Source organism: Enterovibrio baiacu (assembly GCF_004120195.1).
Classification (GTDB): Bacteria; Pseudomonadota; Gammaproteobacteria; order Enterobacterales; family Vibrionaceae; genus Enterovibrio; species Enterovibrio baiacui.
In genome coordinates, this window is sequence record NZ_SCHN01000006.1 from 492195 (window position 1) to 514989 (window position 22795).

Sequence of the window (22795 nt, forward strand, 5' to 3'; positions counted from 1 at the left end):
GCAGTAAGAATAAAGAGAAGAATTGGCCTTTATGGTAGACAGCGGAAATACCTACAGGGATAAAGTGTCACAGCTTATCAGCTGGGGACACTGGTTTAGTTTTTTTAACATCATTGCAGCCATGTTGCTGGGCACGCGCTATATCGCTCAGTCGGGTTGGCCAGAAACCCTGCTTGGACAAACTTATCAACTTTTAACGTGGATAGGTCATTTCGGCTTTCTGGTTTTCGCTGTCTATATTCTGATTATCTTCCCTGCCAGCTTTATCATACCGTCGCAGCGCCTAATGCGCTTGTTTGCTGTGCTTGTAGCAACGGCGGGTCTTACAACGTTATTGCTGGATATCTACGCGTATCAAACACTGCACCTGCACCTGAACCCTTTGGTGTGGGAGCTGCTTTTGAGCGGTGAAAAGACGGACATGAACGCGCACTGGCAATATTTGTTTGTCGTCGTGCCCGCGATTTTCTTGCTCGAAATTGCCATGTCCGAATGGGTATGGCGCAAGCTGCGTAAACTCTCGCGCAAGCGTGTCGGTGTGCCTATCGCCACCGTGTTCTCGCTGTGCTTCATCGGTAGTCATCTGATCCACATCTGGGCAGATGCTTTCTTGTATAGCCCGGTAACAGCGCAACGTTCTAATTTCCCAATTTCTTACCCAATGACGGCAAAAACCTTCATGGAGAAATACGGTCTGCTTGATCGCAAAGAATATCAAGCACGCCGTGATGAACTCGGTCAGCAGGACAGCGAAGTCATCCGTTATCCTCTTGATAATGTTTCCTTCGCTTCCAACGCGAGCAGCTACAATCAGAACCTTTTGGTTGTGATGGTAGAGAGCCTCCGTGCCGATATGCTTGATCCTGTTGTGATGCCTCGCTTGAATGAATTTGCTGGCAACAACACCAAGTTTGAACACCATTTCAGCACCAGCAATGATGCGATGGCGGGTATTTTTGGTTTGTTCTATGGCTTACCGGGTAGCTACGCGCAAAGCGCGAGAACAGAGGGATTAAGCCCTCTGCTTATCGACACCCTGGAAGATAAAAAATACGCGTTTGGGCTTTTCGGCGCAGACAATTTCAGCAATCCGATTTATTACCAAAGCGTCTTTGGTAAACATTTAGACACCGCTCAGCGTTTTGACGGTGAAGCGTCGTGGGTTGCTGATGACCAAGCAACAGATGCCCTCAGTACGTGGGTCAATGCCTCGGACACGAAAGCCCCTTGGTTCGCGTACCTCGAGCTAAAAAGCGTCACCAATTACGAGCAAGGCGGCGATTATACGCGTCCGTTCCAGCCTTCCCTTGATAATGAATTGGCGAGCGTTGGCGACCACACCGCGCTAGTGCTGAAAAACAGCTACAACAATGCCGCGTATTACGTGGATGAATTGCTCGGCGACCTGTTTGATTCCCTAGAAGCGAATGATCAACTCGACAACACCATCGTCATCGTGACGTCGAACCACGGAACAGAGTTTAACGAGACAGGTTCGAACAGCTGGGGTGCCAACACCAACTACAGCAAATATCAGTTGCAAGTGCCTTTGGTCGTGCATTGGCCAAACAAAGGGCCACAGGTGATTGACGCGTACAGTTCACACCTAGATATCGTTCCTACCTTGATGGAGTCGATGTTGGCGGTAGATAGTCCATCAGAGCTTTACACCAGTGGTCGCAATATTTTTGAACTTGCTGACAAGCCACGCAAGTGGGTGCTTGCGGGAGACAGCCGAGATATCGTGGTGGTACAGCCGGACAAAACCACTGTGGTTGATAAATTCGGTAACTACCGTGTTTATGACAGCAACTACAAGCAGCAGCCAGAAGGCAAGCCTCAACTGTCTGTCTTGATGCAAGTCATGCACGAGCTCAAGCGGTTTTATCACCCAGAAGAACAATAAAAAGAAGGCAGCCAATGGGCTGCCTTCTTTTTTGCTTCCTTATCCAACTGGTTGAATCACCCAGAGAAAATGAATAAAGACAATTGACACATTAACGCTCTGTTCGTAACATGAATTTCAATTAGTCGGTCTGTAGCGCAGCTTGGTAGCGCACTGTCATGGGGTGTCAGGGGTCGGAGGTTCAAATCCTCTCAGACCGACCATTCTTCGAAAGCCCGCAGCATAGTCGCTGCGGGCTTTTTTCGTTTAAACGCTACACGCCCCGTTTTTTCAGCGCGTTACGTTATAGTATTACGCGCTGGTTTTTCGCTTGATAACGCAAAGGTTGAAGATATGGATATCTCGATAGCATTTGGTGCGCTGCTCATCGTGCTGGGTTTTGTTGCAGGTATCATCAATACCCTTGCTGGCGGCGGTTCAAACCTCACCCTTCCTGCGTTGATTGTGCTCGGTATGCCTGCCGAAGTGGCCAACGCCACAAACCGCGTGGGCGTGATGATGCAAAGTGTTTCTGGTGTGGCGGGCTTTCGTCACCATAAGCGGCTTGATACCTCTGATCTCATCCCTATTCTTATCCCAACCTTGCTGGGCGGCGCTACTGGCGCTTCAGCGGCAGCGTGGTTGCCATCATCCATCATCAAACCGCTGCTTTTGGGCACCATGCTGCTCATGGCTTTTATCATGCTCGTGAAGCCGTCGTTGGTGACACCAGAAGAAGCAACAGACGTAAAGAAAGTCGCAGATACGCCCGCCTCATGGCTCAGCTTAGGCATCGCGGGGTTTTATGGCGGGTTTGTTCAAGCCGGTGTTGGTTTCGTCCTGCTGGCCGCGCTGTGCGGTACGCTAAGGTACGATCTCGTGCGAGGTAATGCCCTTAAACTGGTGTGCACGCTCGCATTCACCGGTGTCTCCCTCGCGATATTCATTTGGCAGGATTTGATTCTTTGGTTGCCGGGCTTGTTGCTCGCCATTGGGTCCATGTTCGGCGCATGGATTGCGGTGAAATTTGCTATCAAGGCCAACCCAAAAACCTTGAAATGGTTCTTGTTCATCATGACCTTAGTTGGATGTGTTTTCGCCTACACTGCATAGAATTAATGACAATAAATCGCTTTTGCAAGCTACGTAAATGTGACCCCTAAAACCACTTCACATCTCTTTGTTATCAAAGAGTTTACCGTGATCACATGTCGCCCACCTCACCTGTGATATAAGTCGTATATGATAAATATTCAGGCATTTCTAATGCCAATAGATGTCATACTCAACCCTTACATCTTTTAGAAGCAAGATCACACTTTGAATTTAGTCGTGAAAAGGGAGTTGGCGGGCATGCAAGCTTTAGACACTGCGTTCTGCCTCAGCGTGAGTGAAGCCGTTTGTCAGCAAAAAGACACGCACTCTTTTTGTTTGTCGCTCGCTCAAACGCTCTCCAAACATGCCGATATTTCCCAACTCGAATTGTTTGTCGTTTCTGGCTCAGAGAATGGCTGGCACCTGCTCACAGCCATGAAAAACCAAGATATTCATGTTCATGTGCCTGCTATTGTCTTTAGCAAAGAATCGTCCACATCCGCTGAACAGATCAATACTTGGCTCGCGGCGGATAAACGCATCGATATTCTTGGTTCAAACCATTTACTGATCGATTTATCGGTGCGAGGCGACACCTTTGGTTGCCTAGCCATTCGCTTCTCTCAACCCTTAGATGCGAGTTTGTATTCGACGCTGACCATGCTTTCGACCTTCATTGCAAGTTCGCTAGATGGCCACTTACAACATGACGCGTTAGCGCATGAGAAAAGCAACCATGATCTCACGCTGAAGAAGTGGCATTTAGAAGTCTGCTCGCAAAAAGGTTTGCTAGAGCAACTCCATATCTTGCACAAAATCTCGATGCGCTTATGGCATGCCCATTCCCTGGATAACATGCTCCACACAGCCGTTTACGAGTGTATTCATGCATTAGACTTTGACCGCATGGCAATCTTCTTGGTGAATAATCGCACGGGGATCCTTCGGGGGACATACGGCACAGACATCAATGGTGTCGTGACTAACGAGCAGTGGTATTCCACCGCCATTGAAGAACATTATCACGCGAAAAAGACACTCGACCGACGCCAACATATCACCATCAATGAGGGCACTCCGCTCTATCACGCCAATAAAGAGGTTGGGGTCGGTTGGAACGCCACGATATCATTGTGGGACAGCGACCAAGCCATAGGATGGATAGCGTGCGACAACTTGTTAACGGGCACACCACTAAAAAGTTATCACAGTGAGCTGTTGAAGCTGCTCGGCGTGACCATGTCTCAACACCTGATCCAACGACATGCGCAAGACGATCTCAAAGCGCTTAACCAATCATTGGAACATCGCGTTGCAGAGCGCACCGCACAGTTAGAGAATGCAAATAAGCGCCTTAACCAAATTTCACGCGAAGACAGCCTAACGCAAGTCCCTAACCGTCGCATGCTTGACGAAAAGCTTGAAGAAGAATGGCGACGCGCAAGGCGCTATCACATGCCGCTGTCCATGCTGATTATCGATATTGACCACTTTAAGCAATACAACGACAAATACGGGCATGCCTTAGGTGATTTGTGTTTGATGAAAGTGGCAACTGCGCTGAGCAAGGTAGAACGACGTGCTGGGGCCTTGTTTGCTCGATTCGGCGGTGAAGAATTTGTTTACTTGCTCCCAGGGTGTGACTCAGAAAGCGCTTCAGCCATTGCCCAACGCGCTTTGAACGCCGTTCGAAAACTGAAAATCATGCATGAGACCTCGCCTGTTTCGCCATTCGTTACCATCAGTATTGGCGGAAAGACCACGATCCCTGATAGAGCGAGCAATCAACAGCAACTCTTCATTGATGCTGACGTTGCTTTGTATGAAGCCAAGAGCAGCGGCAAAGATTGCGCGTTTGTCTTGTAGCAGCATCTGCCTCTAGTCTCTAGTCTCTAGTCTCTAGTCTCTAGTCTCTAGTCTCTAGTCTCTAGTCTCTAGTCTCTAGTCTCTAGTCTCTAGGCATCATTGATAAAAAATAGCGAGGAAAGCCTCGCTATTTTTTCGTTCATGTCAGGCGCAGATACTTGCTGCTATTTGCTCGCTGCTTTCTTTTGATATCCCTTCTTCTTGTTTGAAAATGCGCGACCTTTTTTCTTCCTAAACGGAGAAGGACTTTGGGGTAATGAACGCAAACTTTCAGGAACAGGCCCTTGTCGAACAGCGCCCATTAGCGCCAACAACTCCGACTCTAATGCCGTCATAAAGGGCTGATAAGCGCCCTTCTTTTCTGCCATGTCATGCAGCTGGCGTTCCCATTGTGCTGTCATGTCAGGGTAAGCCGCCTTTTCTGGCAAGGCATCAATCAAACCGCACCCAGAGGCTGTTGCCCGAATCTGTTTTCCTTCTCGAGAAAGTAGACTGCGCTTGAAGAGCAAATCCAGAATGCCTGCGCGGGTTGCTTCTGTCCCAAGGCCATCGGTTTCCCGCAAAATTTTCTTCAACGAAGCATCTTGTACAAATCGACCGATACCTGTCATCGCCTGAAGTAAAGTGGCTTCCGTAAAGTGCCTTGGCGGCTCTGTCATGCAATCTTTAATATCTCCGCGCTGACAGGTCAGTACCGTGCCTTTTTCCAGAGGTGGAACTTGGCTTTCAATGTCTTCTTTTTGTGCTGTTTTGTCGCGGGATAACAGCACTCGCCAGCCCTGCGCGGTAAGCTGTTTGCCTTTGGCAATGAACTGCCCACCTGCAATATCAAAGTTCAACTTGGCTTCGGCATACTCTGCGACAGGGTAGAACTGCATTAAATACTGACGAGCAATCAGCTCGTAGACATTTTGCTCGTAACTGCTTAGCGCACTGCTGCTTTTTCCCGTCGGAATAATCGCATGGTGCGCTTCTACTTTGGCATCATTCCACGCTTTGGAACGCAGCGACAAATTGGCGTGTTTCACTGCCTCACCAAGTGACGACGCGGTTTTACTGATCGCCGCGGTCACGCTTCCTGCTTCTTTGAAATGGCCTTTCGGCAAGTAGCGACTATCAGAGCGTGGATAGGTGATGACTTTATGTTTTTCGTAGAGCGACTGACAACATGACAATACGTCCGCTGCACTCATGTTAAAGCGTTTTGCGGCATCTATCTGTAAGGTCGACAAGCTGTATGGCAAAGGCGGTGCTTGTTTACTGTTCTTGCGCTCCGATTCCGTCACTGTTGCAGGCTGGCCTTCAATGCGTTTCGCAACGTTCTCTACCAGCTTTCGCGACAGCACACGTCCTTCTTCATCTTGCCAAGGCTCACAGGATTCACTGGGCTGCCAGCGCGCCAAAATGTCACTCCCTTGATACGGAATCACTGCGTCTAGCTGATAAAAAGGCTTAGGGATAAAAGCCTCGATCTCTCGATCACGTCGAACCACCAAACCCAATACCGGCGTTTGAACGCGCCCTACAGATAACACGCCTTGATACCCAGCCTGTTTACCGAGCAAGGTGTAGGCGCGAGACATGTTCATACCATACAGCCAATCAGCGCGAGAGCGGGCTAATGCAGAAACTGAGAGCGGGACAAAATCAAGGTTACTACGTAATGCTGACAGTGCTTTTTTTACTGCCGACACGTTCAGGTCGTTAATCAAAAGACGTTGGATTTTTTGTTTCTTCGCCGCAGGCAATTTCGCGTGGCTGAACACCTCATCCACCAGCAATTGCCCTTCTCTATCTGGGTCACCAGCATGGATGATGTCATCGAACTGACGCAGGAGTTTTTTCACAACAGAAAGCTGCTTCGCGGCGGATTTTCGCGGTTTCAATAACCATTCAGACGGGATAATCGGCAGATCATCAAGACGCCATGTCTTGTATTTTTCATCATAGGCATCCGGCTCAGCTTGCTCGAGTAAGTGCCCAATACACCATGTGACTGTGTCACCATTCGCGGCCTGAATGAAGCCGTCATTGTTTTTATGAGGCTTAGGCAAAGCGGCAACAATTGCGCGGCCAAGGCTGGGTTTTTCTGCGATAAAGAGTCGAGCCATGAAGAAATCTAAACTGAGGGTCTTGGCGTTAATTTAGCGAAATCGCGGATTATTAACAACAAATAACTGGATATTCATCCAGTTATTTGCGTTAGATTGAGTTCAGAAGATCACAGGAAGGTAACGTATTTGTCGGTGTCACGCTTAGGTGGATTGGCAGGCTCACACCCCGGTGTTCCTACATACAAAAAGCCAACGATTTCATCATCACCGGACACATCAAACGCTTCACGTACGACAGGGTGATACGCCCACTTCCCTGTTCGCCAAAATCCTTGGAAGCCCTGAGCTACCGCCGCCATTTGCATCGCCTGAGCAGCACAACCCGCTGAAATGTGCTGTTCAATCACAGGGACTTTGTCATGCTGTTTGGTGCGAGCGATAACAGTGATCACCATGGGCGCACAAAACGGCGATTTCATCGCTTTTTCAACCACAGCGTCTTCGGCGTTTTCGGATTCAGCGGCACGTTTCAAAATGTCAGAAAGCGTCTCCAACCCTTCGCCTGTCGCCACCACAAATTGCCAAGGCGTTAATCCGCCATGGTCGGGAGCACGAAGCCCCGCAGCAATCATGTTGTTGAGTGCATCGCCGGATGGCGCTGGCTCAGAAAGACGAGGGATAGAGCGACGTTGTGTCAGTAGGCTTAAAGCGTCCATGAATGATCCAATGTAAGAAAACAATTACCCTCAAGATAACACAAAGCCAGAAGGATATTTCCCTCTGGCTTTTGCGGATTTATATCGAACGTTTAAAGCGTGATTGCGAGCTCAACACCTTGTCGAATCGCGCGTTTTGCATCAAGCTCTCCGGCCTTCTCTGCGCCACCAATAATGTGTGCATTAATGCCCTTGGTTTCGAGCTCTGCGACCAAGCCATTCACGGATTCTTGGCCTGCACAAATAATCACATGGTCCGCAGGAAGAATATGCTCTTGCCCTTCCAAGGTAATGTGCAAACCTGCATCATCTATCTTTTCGTAACTCACACCACCGAGCAGTTCTACACCACGTTTTTCTAACGTTTTACGGTGGATCCAGCCTGTCGTTTTACCAGGGCCTTTACCAACACGTCCTTGGCGACGTTGCAACAGCCACACTTGGCGTTGGGCAACATAATGTGGCGCAGGAAGTAACCCGCCTTCATGAGACAACGATTTATCAATGCCCCAATCTTGCAGCCACTCATCCAAGGTTTGATCTTCAGGTTCAGTGATCATGGTCGCGACATCAATACCAATACCACCAGCACCCACAATCGCAATGCGTCCGCCCAACTCAGGCTGCTCGCGAATAAACGTTTGGTAATCGATGGCTTTCTCATGATCAATACCCGGAATGTTTGGCATTCTCGGTTTCACGCCTGTGGCGATCACCACCTCATCAAACCCATCGAGCGATTCCGCATTCACTTCTGTATTCAAGCGAACGTCAATGCCACACTGCTCAACGCGACGCGTGAAGTATCGGATTGATTCCTTGAATTCTTCTTTACCGGGGATTTGCATAGCAAGATTGAACTGGCCACCTAGCTGAGGGGCTTTTTCAAACAACACAACATCAAAGCCACGCTCGGCCGCCGTCACAGCGCAGGACATACCGGCCATGCCGCCGCCGACTACAGCAACTTTTCGTTTGGCAGTCGCAGGTGCAACCACCAGTTCTGTTTCATAACACGCTTGTGGGTTAACCAGACAGCTTGCGCGCTTGCCTTTAAACACATGGTCAAGGCATGCCTGATTACACGCAATACATGTATTGATGTCGTCCGAGCGATCAGCTTCGGCCTTCACCACAAAGTTGGCATCCGCAAGGAAAGGGCGCGCCATCGAAACCATATCGGCCTGCCCGCTCGACAAAATAGATTCGCCCACTTCTGGCGTGTTAATGCGGTTACAGGTCACGAGAGGAATATTCACCTCCCCTTTCAACCTTTCAGTGACCCAACTGAACGCCGCTCGCGGCACTTGGGTAGCAATGGTCGGAACACGGGCTTCGTGCCAACCGATACCCGTATTTAAAATGGTCACACCTGCCGCTTCGAGGGCTTTCGCTAGCTCAACCACTTCATCATGTGTGCTGCCCTGTTCCACCAAATCCAGCATGGAGAGTCGGAAGATGATAATGAAATCTTTCCCTACTCGTTCACGCACCGCTTTCACGATTTCAATCGGGAAACGTGAGCGGTTCGCATAGCTGCCACCCCATGCGTCATAGCGATTGTTTGAGCGCTTACAGATGAACTGGTTAATCAGATAACCTTCAGAACCCATGATTTCAACGCCGTCATACCCCGCTTCGCGCGCAAGCTCTGAACTCTTTGCGAAGTCGTTGATGGTATTTCTGATCTGGCGCTCACTCATTTCAGAAGGCGCAAACTTTGAAATCGGTGAACGCACCTCGGACGCACTCAAGGCAAAAGGGTGCATGGCATAGCGCCCAGCATGAAGCAGCTGGAGGGCGATTTTCCCGCCGTGTTCATGCACAGCATCCGTAATATTTCGATGCGCCCTCGCTGCTCTGCCGCTGCTGAATTGCGCGCTGAGTGGGTGCAATCGACCGCGGAAGTTTGGTGAAAAGCCACCCGTCACAATGAGCCCAACGCCCCCTTTGGCACGTTCAGCATAAAAGGCAGAGAGCTTTTTAAACCCATCGTTAGATTCTTCCAGCCCTGTGTGCATGGAGCCCATCAACACACGGTTTTTTAACTGGGTAAAACCAAGATCCAGTGGAGCGAGCAAGTGAGGGTAAGGCGAATTCATTAGGCGCTTCCATTCTTATTATGAGTTCTGGTCTGACCAAGATAAGCCTGCAAAACCAAAAATTCAAACGTTTGTTTACATTTTTACAACACCGATCAAATACCAATGCCTAAGGTATGGATAAGCGATTTTTTTTATCTAAATACATAGGCTTTTATGAGGTCTTGCCGAGGGTTTATGTAGAATAGTGTTATCAAAAACCCTCAGACCCTAGCATTCCAAATAGGATTCGTTACGATTATGTCTAGGGAAAGTCGCTGGAATTATTCATGAAAACGCTTTTTAAGTTTCTAGGCACCGTATTGAAATGGTGTTGGAAGATATTGGGGTTTGCACGTCAGTTAATACTTAACGTGCTTTTTATTGGTTTACTCGTTGCGATTTACTTCGCCTTTACGATTGAAGACACAGAATTACCAACACCTACCGATCAACCCGCTCGTGCGCTGCTGGTTGATATTTCAGGCCCGATTGTTGAAAAACAACGCCGCCTAGACCCGTATGACATCGCAGCCCAAAATCTCATTGGCCGATCGGCAGAGGTTGAAACTGTGCTGTTTGATGTGGTCGACCAAATTCGTGCTGCCACCAAGGACGACAAGATCAATGGCATGGTGCTGAGTTTGTCCGACATGTCAGAAACCAGTCTGACAAAGCTGCGCTACATTGCGAAAGCGATCAACGAGTTTAAAGCCGCAGGAAAATCCGTGGTGGCGATTGGCGGACATTACAACCAAAGCCAGTACTACCTCGCCAGCTATGCGGACGAAATCATGATGTCGCCAGACGGCGCGGTGCTGCTGCGCGGCTATGGCACGTACAATCTTTATTTCAAAGATCTGTTAAAGAACCTTGATATCACCACCCATGTGTTCCGCGTCGGTACGTATAAATCATTTGTAGAGCCTTACACCCGTACCGAAATGTCGGAACAAGCACGCGAAGCCAACGCCGTATGGCTTAATCAGCTTTGGGGTGCATTCGTTGACGATATCACGATGAACCGTGGTGTGACGGTTGAATCCATTTCGCCAGACTCTGAAACCTTGCTCAACGCCATCAAGGCCGCAGACGGTGATTTCGCCAAACTTTCACAAAACCTTGGCTTGGTTGATGAGTTGGTGACGCGCCAACAAATCCGAACCAAGCTGGCTGAGAAGTTTGGTAGCGACGGCGATGACAGTTTCAACTACGTCAGCATCTACGAATACAACGCCAACGATTTCACCCTACCAAAAGCAGATCAAATTGCCGTGGTGGTGGCGAGCGGAGCCATCATTGATGGATCCGAGCAAGAAGGCACCGTGGGTGGCGACACGACTGGTGCCCTCCTTCGAGAAGCACGTTTGGACGATACCGTGAGAGCCGTTGTGCTTCGTGTTGATAGTCCGGGCGGCAGTGCATTTGCCTCTGAAGTGATCCGCAATGAAGTGGAAGCACTCAAAGAAGCAGGCAAACCTGTTGTGGTGTCTATGTCGAGTGTCGCGGCATCTGGCGGTTATTGGATATCCACCAGCGCGAACCGTATTTTGGCGCAGCCAACCACCATCACAGGCTCTATCGGTATTTTTGGCATTCTCACTACCTTTGAAGATGCGCTCGCCAAATATGGTGTCTACAACGACGGTATCGGCACAACGCCGCTTTCGGGTGTTGGCGTAACACGCGCCTTGCCGGAAGAGGTCAGTGAAATCATGCAGCTTGGCATCGAAAATGGCTACCAGCGCTTCATTCAGCTCGTCGCGAGCCAGCGTAACCTATCTGTAGAGGATGTCGATCAAGTCGCTCAAGGTCGCGTTTGGACAGGTTATGACGCCATGAAGCGTGGTCTCGTCGATCAGATGGGTGACTTTGACGATGCGGTTTCTGTCGCTGCAGAGTTAGCAGGCATTACCGATTACTCACTGGATTGGATGGAAGAGCCGCTCACGCCTGCACAGCAGTTTATTTATGACATGATCAATCAAACCATGGTGTTTGTCGGTCTTGATACCGCGTTTACATTGCCCCCCGCATTTGAACAGTTTGCTAACGCAGCGGCATCAGAAATCAACAACTTGAATAACCTCAATGACCCAAATGGGCGATATGCCCTATGTCCAAATTGCCGTTATTTCGAAAACTGAGAACTCCCCGGCAAGTGCCGGGGTTTTTTTCGCGCCACTGGTACGTATAATGCCGCCACTACCTCGGCAACATTGAATTTGTGAAGATGGAAAGAAAACATATTTACATCGCCTACACAGGCGGCACGATCGGCATGCTTAAATCTGAACAGGGTTACATTCCTGTGTCTGGCTTTATGCAAGAACAACTTAAGCAAATGCCTGAATTCCATCGCCCAGAAATGCCTGAATTCACGATCCATGAGTACAGCCCACTCATCGATTCTGCTGATATGACGCCAGCGGATTGGCAACGCATTGCTGACGATATCCGCGACAACTACGACAAGTATGATGGCTTTGTGATCTTGCATGGTACAGACACCATGGCATACACGGCGTCTGCGCTTTCTTTCATGCTAGAGAATTTGGATAAGCCCGTTATCGTAACCGGGTCACAAATTCCTTTGGCAGAGCTTCGTTCTGATGGCCAAGCCAACTTGTTGAACTCTCTGCATATCGCGGCAAATTACCCGATTAACGAAGTCACGTTGTTCTTTAACAACCAATTGCTTCGTGGCAACCGCAGCACCAAATCGCATGCTGATGGGTTTAACGCTTTCACATCGCCAAACCTGCCTTCCCTGCTTGAAGCTGGTATCAATATTCAACTTCACGGTGCGGAGATTGATAAAAAGCCAGAAGGTGCGTTTAAGGTTCACACCATCACAGAGCAACCTGTCGCCATCATCATGATGTACCCAGGTATCTCACCGGATGTCATCAGCAATGCGCTCAAGCAACCAGTGAATGCCATGATATTGCTAACGTTTGGTGTTGGTAACGCCCCACAAAACGCGGAACTGCTGGGTTTACTGAAAGAAGCCACTCAGCGCGGCGTCGTTGTTCTCAACCTCACCCAATGTCTTGCGGGTAAAGTGAACATGGGTGGCTATGCCACAGGCTGTGCGCTTGCAGAAGCGGGCGTGCTAAGCGGTTATGACATGACCCCAGAAGCTGCATTGGCAAAGCTGCACTACTTGCTCAGTCAAGATCTGCCAATGGATACGATCCGAACCATGCTGCAACAAGATCTTCGTGGTGAATTGACGCACTAATTCCCTATTAGCTTGCACTCAAAGCCAGTCGTTTTCGGCTGGCTTTTTGCTTTTCATTTGCACTCACCTGACATCAAGTATTGCCCTTACATCAAGCATGGATGTATGAATAAATGTGCCTTATTGGCTCACATCTTATAGCTCAATCCACCCTTTCGAATGTATGATTTTACATACATTAGAGATTCGTATTATTGTACAAACTGCACTTTAAAAGAAAGCCTGCAATTAATTCCAGACACCCTTCCTTTACATCGAAATACATGCAGATTAAAGCAAAAAATCGCGAAAAAACGCGGACGTGAGACCCATTCCCATATTGCCTTATCCCCTCTTTATTAGCACTTTCCCTATACGGTATTACATACTTTAAGAAAATTTCTGGTCACACTTACATCAGACTATCTTCCATATTCCACTTAATTCACAGCTCATCGCTTGTCATAGAAATTTGTACATTTAAATTCTCCCTAGGTACAAGGCCAGGTAGTCGTCGGTCTTCTCAGTACCTTTCTCACTCAACACAACATAAAGCGTCGACTGCAAGGCGAATAATCGCATCGCGATCTCATCACGATGACGAACATAAACGGTGTTGGGATTTTCGATGAATGTCAGTTGCAGAGCTTCGGCTCAATCTATATACAGGGCAATGAAAAATGGCTTCTATTATTGGTACTAACCAAAACGATACGTTAAACGGCACTTCTACCGACGACACCATCTATGGGTTGGAGGGAGACGATATTCTCAATGGTGGTGATGGGAATGATCTCATTATCGGCGGCGAGTTAGCCAATGGGGCATCTCCGAGCGCACGAAACGCTGACGGGACTTACGACGTCAGTGAAGGTGATACGTTCAATATCAGTCTATCGAATTTCACCAACGATACTGAATTCAACAATTCTGTTGGCTATTTTCTCCTCGATAGTAATGGCAATGTATTGAGCGCTGAAATACTTACAGCCAATGCACAAACTGCAACCTCCGCGACGATCTTCAGTGTTGACACAGAAGGTGCAACGTCACTCAGTCTTTTCCTTATTCCTGACGGCGCTTCTCAAGGCTATGTTGAAGGTGAGGTTGCTCTTGATATCTCAGGCCAAATTCCAATTATTACCCAAGGTGCGATTGAATCTATCGTTTATGTTTCTCAGGCAAACGAAAACGGTGATGGCCAAGACCATGAACAGATTGACGGTGATACAAGTATCTGGGATGACCGTTGGAACTTGGGCTCAGGCGATTTCGTTGATACAACGTTTGACGTGTATGTGAATCAATTCCTGCCAAACCAGCCTGACGACGATGTCATTTCAGCGGAAGGCGGTGATGACACGGTTTACGGTGGTCTTGGTGAAGATACCATCTCTGGTGGAGAAGGTAATGACCTGATCTTCGGTGGCCAAGGTGATGACGAACTGTATGGTGACGAAGGTCAAGATAACATTCGTGGCGGCCTAGGTGACGACACCATTTACGGTGGTGACGGCGATGACGTTCTGCACGGCAAAGAGGGTAACGACACCATTGAAGGTGGCGCTGGTAACGACCGCTTGTTCGGTAACGACGGCAGCAACGTATTACTCGGCGGTGAAGGTGATGACTTTATCTTTGCGGGTAATGGGCATGGTAACACGCTTGATGGCGGCGTTGGCGTCGACCAGTATGTCGGTGGTATCGGCACCGATACGCTGATCTTTGATGTGAATGACTTTGACGGTAGCACCTTCGTGAACGGTGCTGGTCGTGAAGTAAACGTGAAGCTTTACGACGCGTCTAGCAGCTTCGATACACTCAAAGTGGATGGTGATGTTCATGCTGACTTTACGGGTGCAGAATATCAATCTGATGCAAGCATAACGGGTAACGTCATTTCGGGCGTCGAAGCGGTTGTCGGCGATGCGGGTGACCAAACTATCACGGTGAACGAGTTTGCTATTTTTGCACAATCGGATGATATCGACCTGAGCAACTGGGATGGTTTCGTCGCTTACCTTGGTGAAGGTGATGACACCCTGAACCTCGTTGGTGCAGATTGGAGCTACGATGCAGCAGGCGTGTCTAATGCCGATATCTCGCCAGAGATGATTCAACAAATGGGTCTCACTGCAGCAGAAGTTGCCGACCTTCAAGCCTACGTTTTCACTTTCGACTTCAACAGCAATTCACAGATTACTGTTTGGACGGACGCTGAGCACGTGACGCAATCCGGTATTGATATCGTTTAATTGACGACGATCTTATTGTGATAAAAAGCATGTAACAACAAACGGCCCATCCGGGCCGTTTATTTCATCTTTAAGAATGAAAAAAGTACCGATCAATCGTCAGTTGCTTTCACCTGAACAATGGTTTCTTGCGCAGGCGAAAAATCACGCTTTAATTCACTCTTTGACTTGAATTTGATGTCCCCACCAGCAGCCACAGACATGTGCTGAGGGTCAGTATTGTTGCGCGATTGATACAGCATGACCACTTGCATCGCATTGTCTCGCTGCTCTTGTGTCAGCGGTGTTCCTTCAGGCCATTTTCCCGTCGCAACGGCGTAATTTAATCGTTCAAATGCTTCAGGTGTGATGCTTTCTAGTAGTTGTTCGATATCCATGTTTGTTTTGCACCTTCCCTCGGTTCTACATCTCGCATTAATCAACGCGTAAGGCCAGTATTTGGTTTACTTTACACCAAAGATTTCACGATTGCGTCTTGTTTGAAACCCATTCTAATTTGAATGGAGATCTCATATTTTGATCATGCTTTAGGTAAAAAACAGCATATCACCAGACCCCAATAGTACTGATTTTCTTATTAATAGACAGCCATAGTCTTGTGACATTCGTCCACTTTTGCCACCGTATCCCTACTATCGAGGGTGTAGAGAAACTCATTTCACTAAAACTTGTTTTATCTGGCTAATAAGAAGAACTCACTTGCCACCAGCAAGTAGCGTTCTTTCGTCGCATATAAATATAATCAACGACTTCAGGTTTTACCCCCGACACTTTGCACAACATCAATGCGCAATGCGAATGGTTCTGTTGCGCACTATTTATTGTTTAAAGCGCCCACTAGAAGGTAAAACCCATGGCTACGATCACAGGCGATAGCGCCGCAAATATGCTCGAAGGCACAACAGATGACGACCTCATCTATGGCCTAGGCGGAAATGACACCCTTAGAGCCTATGAAGGCGACGACGTTGTTTATGGCGACTCATCGAGCAGTCAGGTTTCCCAGCTCGTGCAAAATGCTGATGGTAGCTACAGTATCTCTAGTGAGACTTCCCTGTCAGTGCATTTGTCACAATTCGCTTTCCCTTCTGGTGACGATAGAAGCGTGGGTTACGCCATTTTGGATAGCAGCGGAAATGTGCTGAGCAAGAAAATCCTCATCGAATCAACAGATGCTGCGCAAAACACCAGTGCCATTGATATCAATGTCACCGATGGCACCACGCTCGTCTTTTACTCACTCCCTGTTGTAGATAGAGCGGGATTCGAATGGCGTCCACTCGATCTTAACGACGTGGACACCAATATCCCCTCCTCTTCTCTCACTATCGAAGTAGAGCAAGTCACGGGAGATCTCACCGTTGGCGGAAATGATTCCCTTTATGGTTATGACGGTGATGACCGCCTTTACGGTGAAGGTGGTGATGATTCTCTAATAGGCGGCGACGGCAATGACGTGCTTTCAGGTGGCGAAGGTGACGACAGAATGTGGGGTGAGGACGGTGATGACCTCATTCATGGTGGAAACGGCGATGACCGCTTGTTTGGGCAAAACGGTGCCGACACATTAGAAGGCGGCGAAGGTGATGATGAACTGCGCGGCGGGCGCGGCAACGATACCCTGGATGGCGGCGACGGTGCTGACCTAATCTTCGGACAAGACGGCGATGACACCATCATTGCTGGCGCAGGCGATGATGAAGTCTGGGCAGACGGCGGTAACGATGAAGTTCATGGTACCGCAGGCAGCAACTATATCGATACCGGCGATGGCGATGACCTCGTCTTTGGCGGTCGTGATGACGATGAAATTTACGGCGGCGATGGAAACGACGACTTACGTGGCGGTTCAAGCGACGATGAAATCTATGGCGAAGATGGCGATGATATCTTGCGAGGTCAACGCGGTGATGACCACTTAGATGGCGGAGACGGCGACGACGAAGTCTACGGTATTCTTGGTAGCAATACGCTGTTAGGGGGCGAAGGTAATGACTACCTGTTCTCGGGCTGGATGAGCGATAACAACTACTTGGATGGGCAAGAAGGCCAAGACATTCTCGTCGGCAGTTTCAACGCAGACACCTTGGTGTTCGATCAAGATGATTTCCAAGCACAGATCCGAACCTTGGGGAGCGGTAAGCAGATAAACAAAAATATCTACGATGCCTCAACCGGGTTCGATACCTTACTGGTGGAAGGCGAGCATCATGCCGATTTTACAGGCGCTTCCTACCAAACCACGCCCGGTGTTACAGGTAACGTTATTGCAGGTATAGAAGCAGTAGTAGGCGACAGTAGCAACCAGACCATCACCATCAATGTTCATGAAATTGATGAGCAATCTGATGATACAAACAATGGCGACTGGCAGGGTTTTGTTGCTTGGTTGGGAAATGGTGACGACACGTTGAACCTCACGGGTGTGAATTGGACATACAATGCTACAGCAACATCAAACGCAGACATCACACCTGCCATGATCGAGCAGATGGGGCTCACCAACGCGCAAGTCAGCGATCTTCAAGCTTATGTGTTTGACGACCAGTTCAGTGACGATCAAATCACGATTTGGACCGACGCAGAGAACATTACTTACCTCGGCACGGATATCGTATAACGGTCTATAAATTCAGATAAAATCCGTAAGCAAGAGAAAGGTCAGCTTAATGCTGGCCTTTTTTTCTTCTTGCGTGGTCACGCAAAAGGCCAAAATTGGAGATAAACTAAGAAGAAGTGTTTATGTTATAAGTCTTGTGTCCCGATTTAAAAACAGAAGAGCATTTCACGGAATGAAGATAGGTCGAGCCAAATTCAGCACCAAACTCGCTGTTACCGTATTCGGTACGTTACTGGTCACGGGCTGCTTTGAAAGCAACCGCAGTACCGCTCAACTTTGTGAAAACAACCCTTCGATTTGCGCCAAGCTGAATGTGCAAGATGGTCAGTGTCGTCATGAGCGCACCGACCTCATCTGGAAGCGTTTTAACGTCACCAAGAAGCCTTCCGACCTCAATAAATTCGACGAACTCATGCTCACCAAGAAATATGCTCGGTGTATGGAGCTCGTCGCACAGATTGAAACCACCACGCTGAAAGCGAAGAAAACACTCCGTACAGAAGCGCTGTTCCATGCCTTCGATTCCATTGAGCGTCTAGAAACGGAATTGAAAAGCTCTTATCAACCCTCGATCATTTATTACCGTTGGACTCAGGGTGACAATGAAGCGTTAGAGCAGTTTTTGAAGCTAGAAGAAACCGAGTACCTCGACACGCCTGAGCTACAACTCGGTCTTGCCACGTACTACGTCGATAAAGACAAATCTCACACCATTGAATTACTGCACAAGTCCTTGTCGCTTTATGACGGAAAAGCGGGAAAGACGCGTGATAAGACGGTTCCTGAAGCAATCAAATCTTTGGCAACGGCAAACCATTCACTCGGCAAACTAGACATTGCTTACCTATGGGCCCTCGTCGGATCTAACATGGATCTTCCCGTTGCGAAACAAGCGCAATTGAAATTGCTTTACCCAATGGAAGATGCACGCCGTGATAAAATTTCAGACATCGCAGGCGACATTGCTAGCGCCATTGAAGATGGTGATTTCAATGCGGGTTTATTAAGCACAATGGCCATCATTGATGACAAAAAGGAATAGTTTTTGAGCGGAGCATGTCCCGTTGATTATTACTTCAGCACATCAATATGAAATAGGCTTGAATTAAAAGCAGCTGACAGGACATAAACAAAAAAGCGAACGTCTTACGTTCGCTTTTTTTATCCCGAAAATCACGTGCCGTTATTCGTCCGAAGACGATGTCGCTTCAAATTTCATGGAAACAGAATTCACACAATAGCGCTGACCCGTGCTCGTTGGGCCATCATCAAATACATGCCCTAGGTGACTGTCACATTGCAAGCAACGAATTTCCGTTCTTACCATGCCATGGCTTCGGTCAGCCACATAGCGAACCGTGCCTTCAATCGCCGCATCGAAACTCGGCCAGCCGCACCCCGAATCAAATTTCGTGTTCGAATCAAATAATCGCTGATTGCAACAAATGCAATGGTAAGAGCCTGTTTGGTGGTTGTGAAGTAAGGTTCCGCTATATGCAGGCTCAGTGTGCCCCAGGCGACAAACCTTATAAGCCAACTCAGAAAGTGATGCTTTCCACTTATCATCGCCGCCTTTTGTCATCATTACTCCCTGTGCTAAATACATTTACCTGTGCCGAAGCATCAATCCATTGTCTATTTAAAACAGTTCTCGCGCAGACAATAAGCATTCACACGCATAGATGTGATCAAACGCATGCTCCTTACCGTCAATGCACCCAACGTTGAGCGCTAACTAACCTCGCATCGGCGTAAAAGTCCCTAAAGCAGCCAACATCATTACTTTGAGTTCTAACGATTTGCATGTTTCTCTTCAAAGCAAAGAATACGGGTCAGCACTCAACCAGCTTCATTCGACCGCAAGGTCAAAGCGTGTCCATAAATGACACGGCAAAATACCCCCACCGTCGATAACTTGGAACTCGTTCCAATTCTCATATTTCGCACTCAAACATCGCATTATTCTCACCATACTTTTCGATATACCGATTTGCGTACGTTTTATGTGCTGTATGCATTTCAGTGCGCAATGTTCAAAAATCAGTCATCGCGTCATTCACCCCAATAAATTCAACTTTTCTAACAGGAAACACAAAATTTGTTTGGGTGGTGTAAAAATAATCCGTACTAAATTTTGACTTTACGCAATTTAGATCGGTTTTTCGCTTGCATGGGTGATACCGATTCTGTAATTTTACTACCAATTTCCTTTCACTAGATATTAAGTTGTGGAGCAACATAATGACTATCAAAGTAGGTATTAACGGTTTTGGCCGTATCGGCCGTTTCGTTTTCCGTGCATCTGTTGAGCGTAACGACATCGAAGTTGTAGCAATCAACGACCTGATCGACGTTGATTACATGGCGTACATGCTGAAGTACGACTCAACTCACGGCCGTTTCAACGGTACTGTTGAAGTTGTAGACGGTAACCTAGTTGTTAACGGTAAAACCGTACGTGTAACTGCAGAACGTAACCCAACTGAACTTCAGTGGGACGCAGTAGGTGTTGATGTTGTTGCTGAAGCAACTGGTATCTTCCTGACTGACGAAACTGCACGCCAACACATCACTGCTGGTGCGAAGAAAGTTGTTCTAACTGGTCCTTCTAAAGACGCAACGCCAATGTTCGTAATGGGCGTTAACCACGCTTCTTACGCTGGTCAAGACATCGTTTCTAACGCTTCTTGTACTACTAACTGTCTTGCGCCTATCGCGAAAGTACTGAACGACAAGTGGGGCATCGAATCTGGTCTTATGACTACTGTTCACGCTACTACTGCAACTCAGAAAACTGTTGACGGTCCTTCTGCGAAAGACTGGCGTGGTGGTCGTGGTGCTTCTCAGAACATCATCCCATCATCAACTGGTGCAGCTAAAGCAGTTGGCGTAGTTCTTCCAGAACTAAACGGCAAACTGACTGGTATGGCTTTCCGCGTACCAACTGCAAACGTTTCTGTTGTTGACCTGACTGTTAACCTGAAAGAAGCTGCTACTTACGCAGAAATCTGTGCGGCAATGAAAGCTGCTTCAGAAGGCGAAATGGCTGGCGTTCTTGGCTACACTGAAGACGAAGTTGTATCTCAAGACTTCATCGGTGAAGTTCAAACTTCAGTATTCGATGCGAAAGCAGGTGTTGCTCTGACTGACAAATTCGTTAAAGTTGTATCTTGGTACGACAACGAAATCGGTTACTCAAACAAAGTTCTGGACCTGATTGCTCACATCTCTAAGTGATCATTCCGGATTGCCATTAAGGCATGAGTGACAAAAGGCGGCTTATTAGCCGCCTTTTTTGTACCTAAATTTCACATTCAGAAGGCATTCTTCATGGACGTTAAACAGCTCCCTACCCTCGCTGTACTCTCTGACTATGTTACCGTTTGCGAATTAGACGGCATCAAAGTTGTTCGCGTTATTCACCCAAAAGCAACCGCGGCGATTTCTCTCTTTGGTGCTCACGTACTCAGCTTTCAACCAACCGGTAAGAAAGACACCATTTGGATGAGCGAGAAAGCGGATTTTGGTGGCAGCAAAGCCATTCGTGGTGGTATTCCTGTCTGTTGGCCTTGGTTTGGTAAAGCCGCTGAACCTTCTCATGGCTTCGCGCGCACCAGCGAGTGGACGCTCAACGAACACCGTGAGAACGATGAAGGCGTGATCATTAGCCTAACACTGCAAGATTCTGCGGAAACCCGCGCGATTTGGCCACATGCATTCAAGGCTGAGCTCCTCGTTGAAGTGACTGACACGCTAGATGTAAAACTGGTCAGCACCAACACAGGTGATGCCCCCTTCCAACTGGGCGGCGCACTGCACACTTACCTCAACATCGGTGACATCACCACAACCACAGTATCAGGCCTCGGCAACGAATACATTGAAGGTGGCGTACGTAAACCAAGCGCTGGTAACACGCAATTTGACCAAGAAGTTGACCGCATTTACCCGCATGCAGACGAAACGGTCGTTGTAGAAGATCCTGCCCTGCAACGTCGCCTTCACGTGATCAACAGTGGCAACAATGGCGTGGTTGTCTGGAACCCTTGGAAAGCCTTGTCGATCAGCATGGGTGACATGGCAGATAACAGCTACGAAACCATGGTCTGCGTTGAATCTGCGGTATACGATCGCAGCGTGACATTGAACGCTGGCGAAACGCATACGCTTTCTACAAAAATTGTAAGCCGCTAATCACACGTAAAGCGACGGCAAAACGCCGCCTGCCGCGTAAATGACGAAGCCGAAGCCCCCCCGCTTCGGCTTTTCTTTTTTGTTACCTTGTCCCAAAATTTTCCCTACCAACCTCCTCTCCATCAAACAGCAAATTCCACTATTGCCGTCTCAAGATTTAGATTTTCCCGCTTCAATCAAGGAAATACACAAGGACAATTGCGACTGGCAAAAGTTACATACCGAATACAAAGCCTTATCACAAAAGGGAAAAATATCGAAAAAACAAGTAATTCAACCAAGCAAATTGATCAGTTGGTACTAGTCTTAAATTAGTGAGGATATGAAAGCGACTGCGCCGATATCCTTTCTTAATGTTAACAGCACGATTTAGGGGGCAGGACCATGAGTATTTTCGACCACTATCGTCAGCGCTACGAAGAAGCGAAAGACGAAGAGCTGAGCCTTCAAGAGTTTCTGGACCTTTGCCGGGAAGATCGCAGTGTTTATGCCAATGCGGCTGAACGCTTGTATGGAAAATATCCTGACCGAAATGACCTGTTTTGGGTAAAGTGAGACCCAGGCTTTAGCTGCAACTAAAGCTTTCTATATGGCAGTTCGATTGAACGCTGGCTCCTCTATCGAGAGACCGATAACAAACAGGAACGCCACATAGGACTCCAAGCTTAAACCTCGAATAGTCGACTGGGTCTCGAACCCGCATTTCGCAAGCATGAGTGAGCTTATTATGAATTCCAATATCACGCAAAATATCAACGTCGGTGTTGATACAGGGAAAACACAATTAGATATTCATATTCGCCCGA

Annotated in this window: 16 protein-coding genes and 1 tRNA gene; 12 read left to right on the forward strand and 5 right to left on the reverse strand. The window is 48.1% G+C overall.

Going from position 1 to position 22795, the window contains the following annotated elements; all coding sequences use genetic code 11:
- The first annotated feature begins 31 nt into the window (after window positions 1-31).
- The 4 genes from EQP46_RS04750 (at window position 32) to EQP46_RS04765 (ending at window position 4846) form a co-directional block, all read left to right on the forward strand.
- The gene (locus tag EQP46_RS04750) at window positions 32-1906 is read left to right on the forward strand and encodes a DUF3413 domain-containing protein (RefSeq protein WP_129492575.1); all 1875 of its coding nucleotides are present in this window, start codon (window positions 32-34) and stop codon (window positions 1904-1906) included.
- Between the two features lie 126 nt (window positions 1907-2032).
- Window positions 2033-2109: transfer RNA gene (locus tag EQP46_RS04755), tRNA-Pro, on the forward strand.
- Window positions 2110-2239: 130 nt separating this feature from the next.
- Window positions 2240-2998 (forward strand): sulfite exporter TauE/SafE family protein, encoded by a 759-nt coding sequence (locus EQP46_RS04760; RefSeq protein ID WP_129492537.1) that lies wholly within the window; start codon window positions 2240-2242, stop codon window positions 2996-2998.
- Window positions 2999-3238: 240 nt separating this feature from the next.
- Entirely contained in the window at window positions 3239-4846 is a 1608-nt protein-coding gene (locus EQP46_RS04765) for a GGDEF domain-containing protein (RefSeq protein WP_129492538.1), read from the forward strand.
- Window positions 4847-5010: 164 nt separating this feature from the next.
- Here the strand turns inward: EQP46_RS04765 and EQP46_RS04770 are convergent, their stop codons facing one another.
- The 3 genes from EQP46_RS04770 to EQP46_RS04780 all read right to left on the reverse strand — a co-directional run bounded on the left by EQP46_RS04770 (window position 5011) and on the right by EQP46_RS04780 (window position 9718).
- Window positions 5011-6957: a DNA topoisomerase III gene (locus tag EQP46_RS04770; protein WP_129492539.1), complete on the reverse strand. Its 1947-nt coding sequence runs from the start codon at window positions 6955-6957 to the stop codon at window positions 5011-5013.
- Between the two features lie 110 nt (window positions 6958-7067).
- Entirely contained in the window at window positions 7068-7616 is a 549-nt protein-coding gene (locus tag EQP46_RS04775) for an NAD(P)H nitroreductase (RefSeq protein ID WP_129492540.1), read from the reverse strand.
- Window positions 7617-7708: 92 nt separating this feature from the next.
- Window positions 7709-9718, reverse strand: coding sequence for an NADPH-dependent 2,4-dienoyl-CoA reductase (locus EQP46_RS04780; RefSeq protein ID WP_129492541.1), 2010 nt, complete (start codon window positions 9716-9718; stop codon window positions 7709-7711).
- 269 nt (window positions 9719-9987) lie between these two features.
- On the opposite strand from EQP46_RS04780, the gene sppA reads away from it, so the two are divergent.
- The 3 genes from sppA to EQP46_RS24530 all read left to right on the forward strand — a co-directional run bounded on the left by sppA (window position 9988) and on the right by EQP46_RS24530 (window position 15175).
- Window positions 9988-11844, forward strand: a complete 1857-nt coding sequence (gene sppA, locus EQP46_RS04785) for a signal peptide peptidase SppA (protein ID WP_129492542.1) — start codon at window positions 9988-9990, stop codon at window positions 11842-11844.
- Window positions 11845-11930: 86 nt separating this feature from the next.
- Window positions 11931-12941, forward strand: a complete 1011-nt coding sequence (ansA, locus tag EQP46_RS04790) for an asparaginase (protein WP_129492543.1) — start codon at window positions 11931-11933, stop codon at window positions 12939-12941.
- Between the two features lie 659 nt (window positions 12942-13600).
- A complete protein-coding gene (locus tag EQP46_RS24530; protein ID WP_129492544.1) occupies window positions 13601-15175 on the forward strand; it encodes a calcium-binding protein in 1575 nt (524 codons plus the stop codon).
- A gap of 92 nt (window positions 15176-15267) precedes the next feature.
- Here the strand turns inward: EQP46_RS24530 and EQP46_RS04800 are convergent, their stop codons facing one another.
- Window positions 15268-15552, reverse strand: a complete 285-nt coding sequence (locus tag EQP46_RS04800; protein ID WP_129492545.1) for a YeaC family protein — start codon at window positions 15550-15552, stop codon at window positions 15268-15270.
- 476 nt (window positions 15553-16028) lie between these two features.
- Between EQP46_RS04800 and EQP46_RS04805 the strand changes: the two genes are divergently transcribed.
- Complete coding sequence (locus EQP46_RS04805) at window positions 16029-17795, forward strand: calcium-binding protein (RefSeq protein WP_129492546.1); 1767 nt, start codon at window positions 16029-16031, stop codon at window positions 17793-17795.
- A 172-nt stretch (window positions 17796-17967) separates the two neighbouring features.
- Window positions 17968-18837: a DUF2989 domain-containing protein gene (locus EQP46_RS04810; protein ID WP_129492547.1), complete on the forward strand. Its 870-nt coding sequence runs from the start codon at window positions 17968-17970 to the stop codon at window positions 18835-18837.
- 141 nt (window positions 18838-18978) lie between these two features.
- Here the strand turns inward: EQP46_RS04810 and msrB are convergent, their stop codons facing one another.
- Window positions 18979-19377, reverse strand: coding sequence for a peptide-methionine (R)-S-oxide reductase MsrB (msrB, locus tag EQP46_RS04815; protein WP_129492576.1), 399 nt, complete (start codon window positions 19375-19377; stop codon window positions 18979-18981).
- Between the two features lie 659 nt (window positions 19378-20036).
- Here msrB and gap point away from each other — a divergent pair.
- The 3 genes from gap to EQP46_RS04830 all read left to right on the forward strand — a co-directional run bounded on the left by gap (window position 20037) and on the right by EQP46_RS04830 (window position 22544).
- Complete coding sequence (gene gap, locus EQP46_RS04820; protein ID WP_129492548.1) at window positions 20037-21032, forward strand: type I glyceraldehyde-3-phosphate dehydrogenase; 996 nt, start codon at window positions 20037-20039, stop codon at window positions 21030-21032.
- A gap of 93 nt (window positions 21033-21125) precedes the next feature.
- Window positions 21126-21989 carry a D-hexose-6-phosphate mutarotase gene (locus tag EQP46_RS04825; RefSeq protein ID WP_129492549.1) on the forward strand — a complete coding sequence of 288 codons (864 nt, stop codon included), beginning with the start codon at window positions 21126-21128 and terminating at the stop codon, window positions 21987-21989.
- Between the two features lie 384 nt (window positions 21990-22373).
- Window positions 22374-22544 carry a hypothetical protein gene (locus tag EQP46_RS04830; protein ID WP_205685921.1) on the forward strand — a complete coding sequence of 57 codons (171 nt, stop codon included), beginning with the start codon at window positions 22374-22376 and terminating at the stop codon, window positions 22542-22544.
- The last annotated feature ends 251 nt before the right edge of the window (window positions 22545-22795 follow it).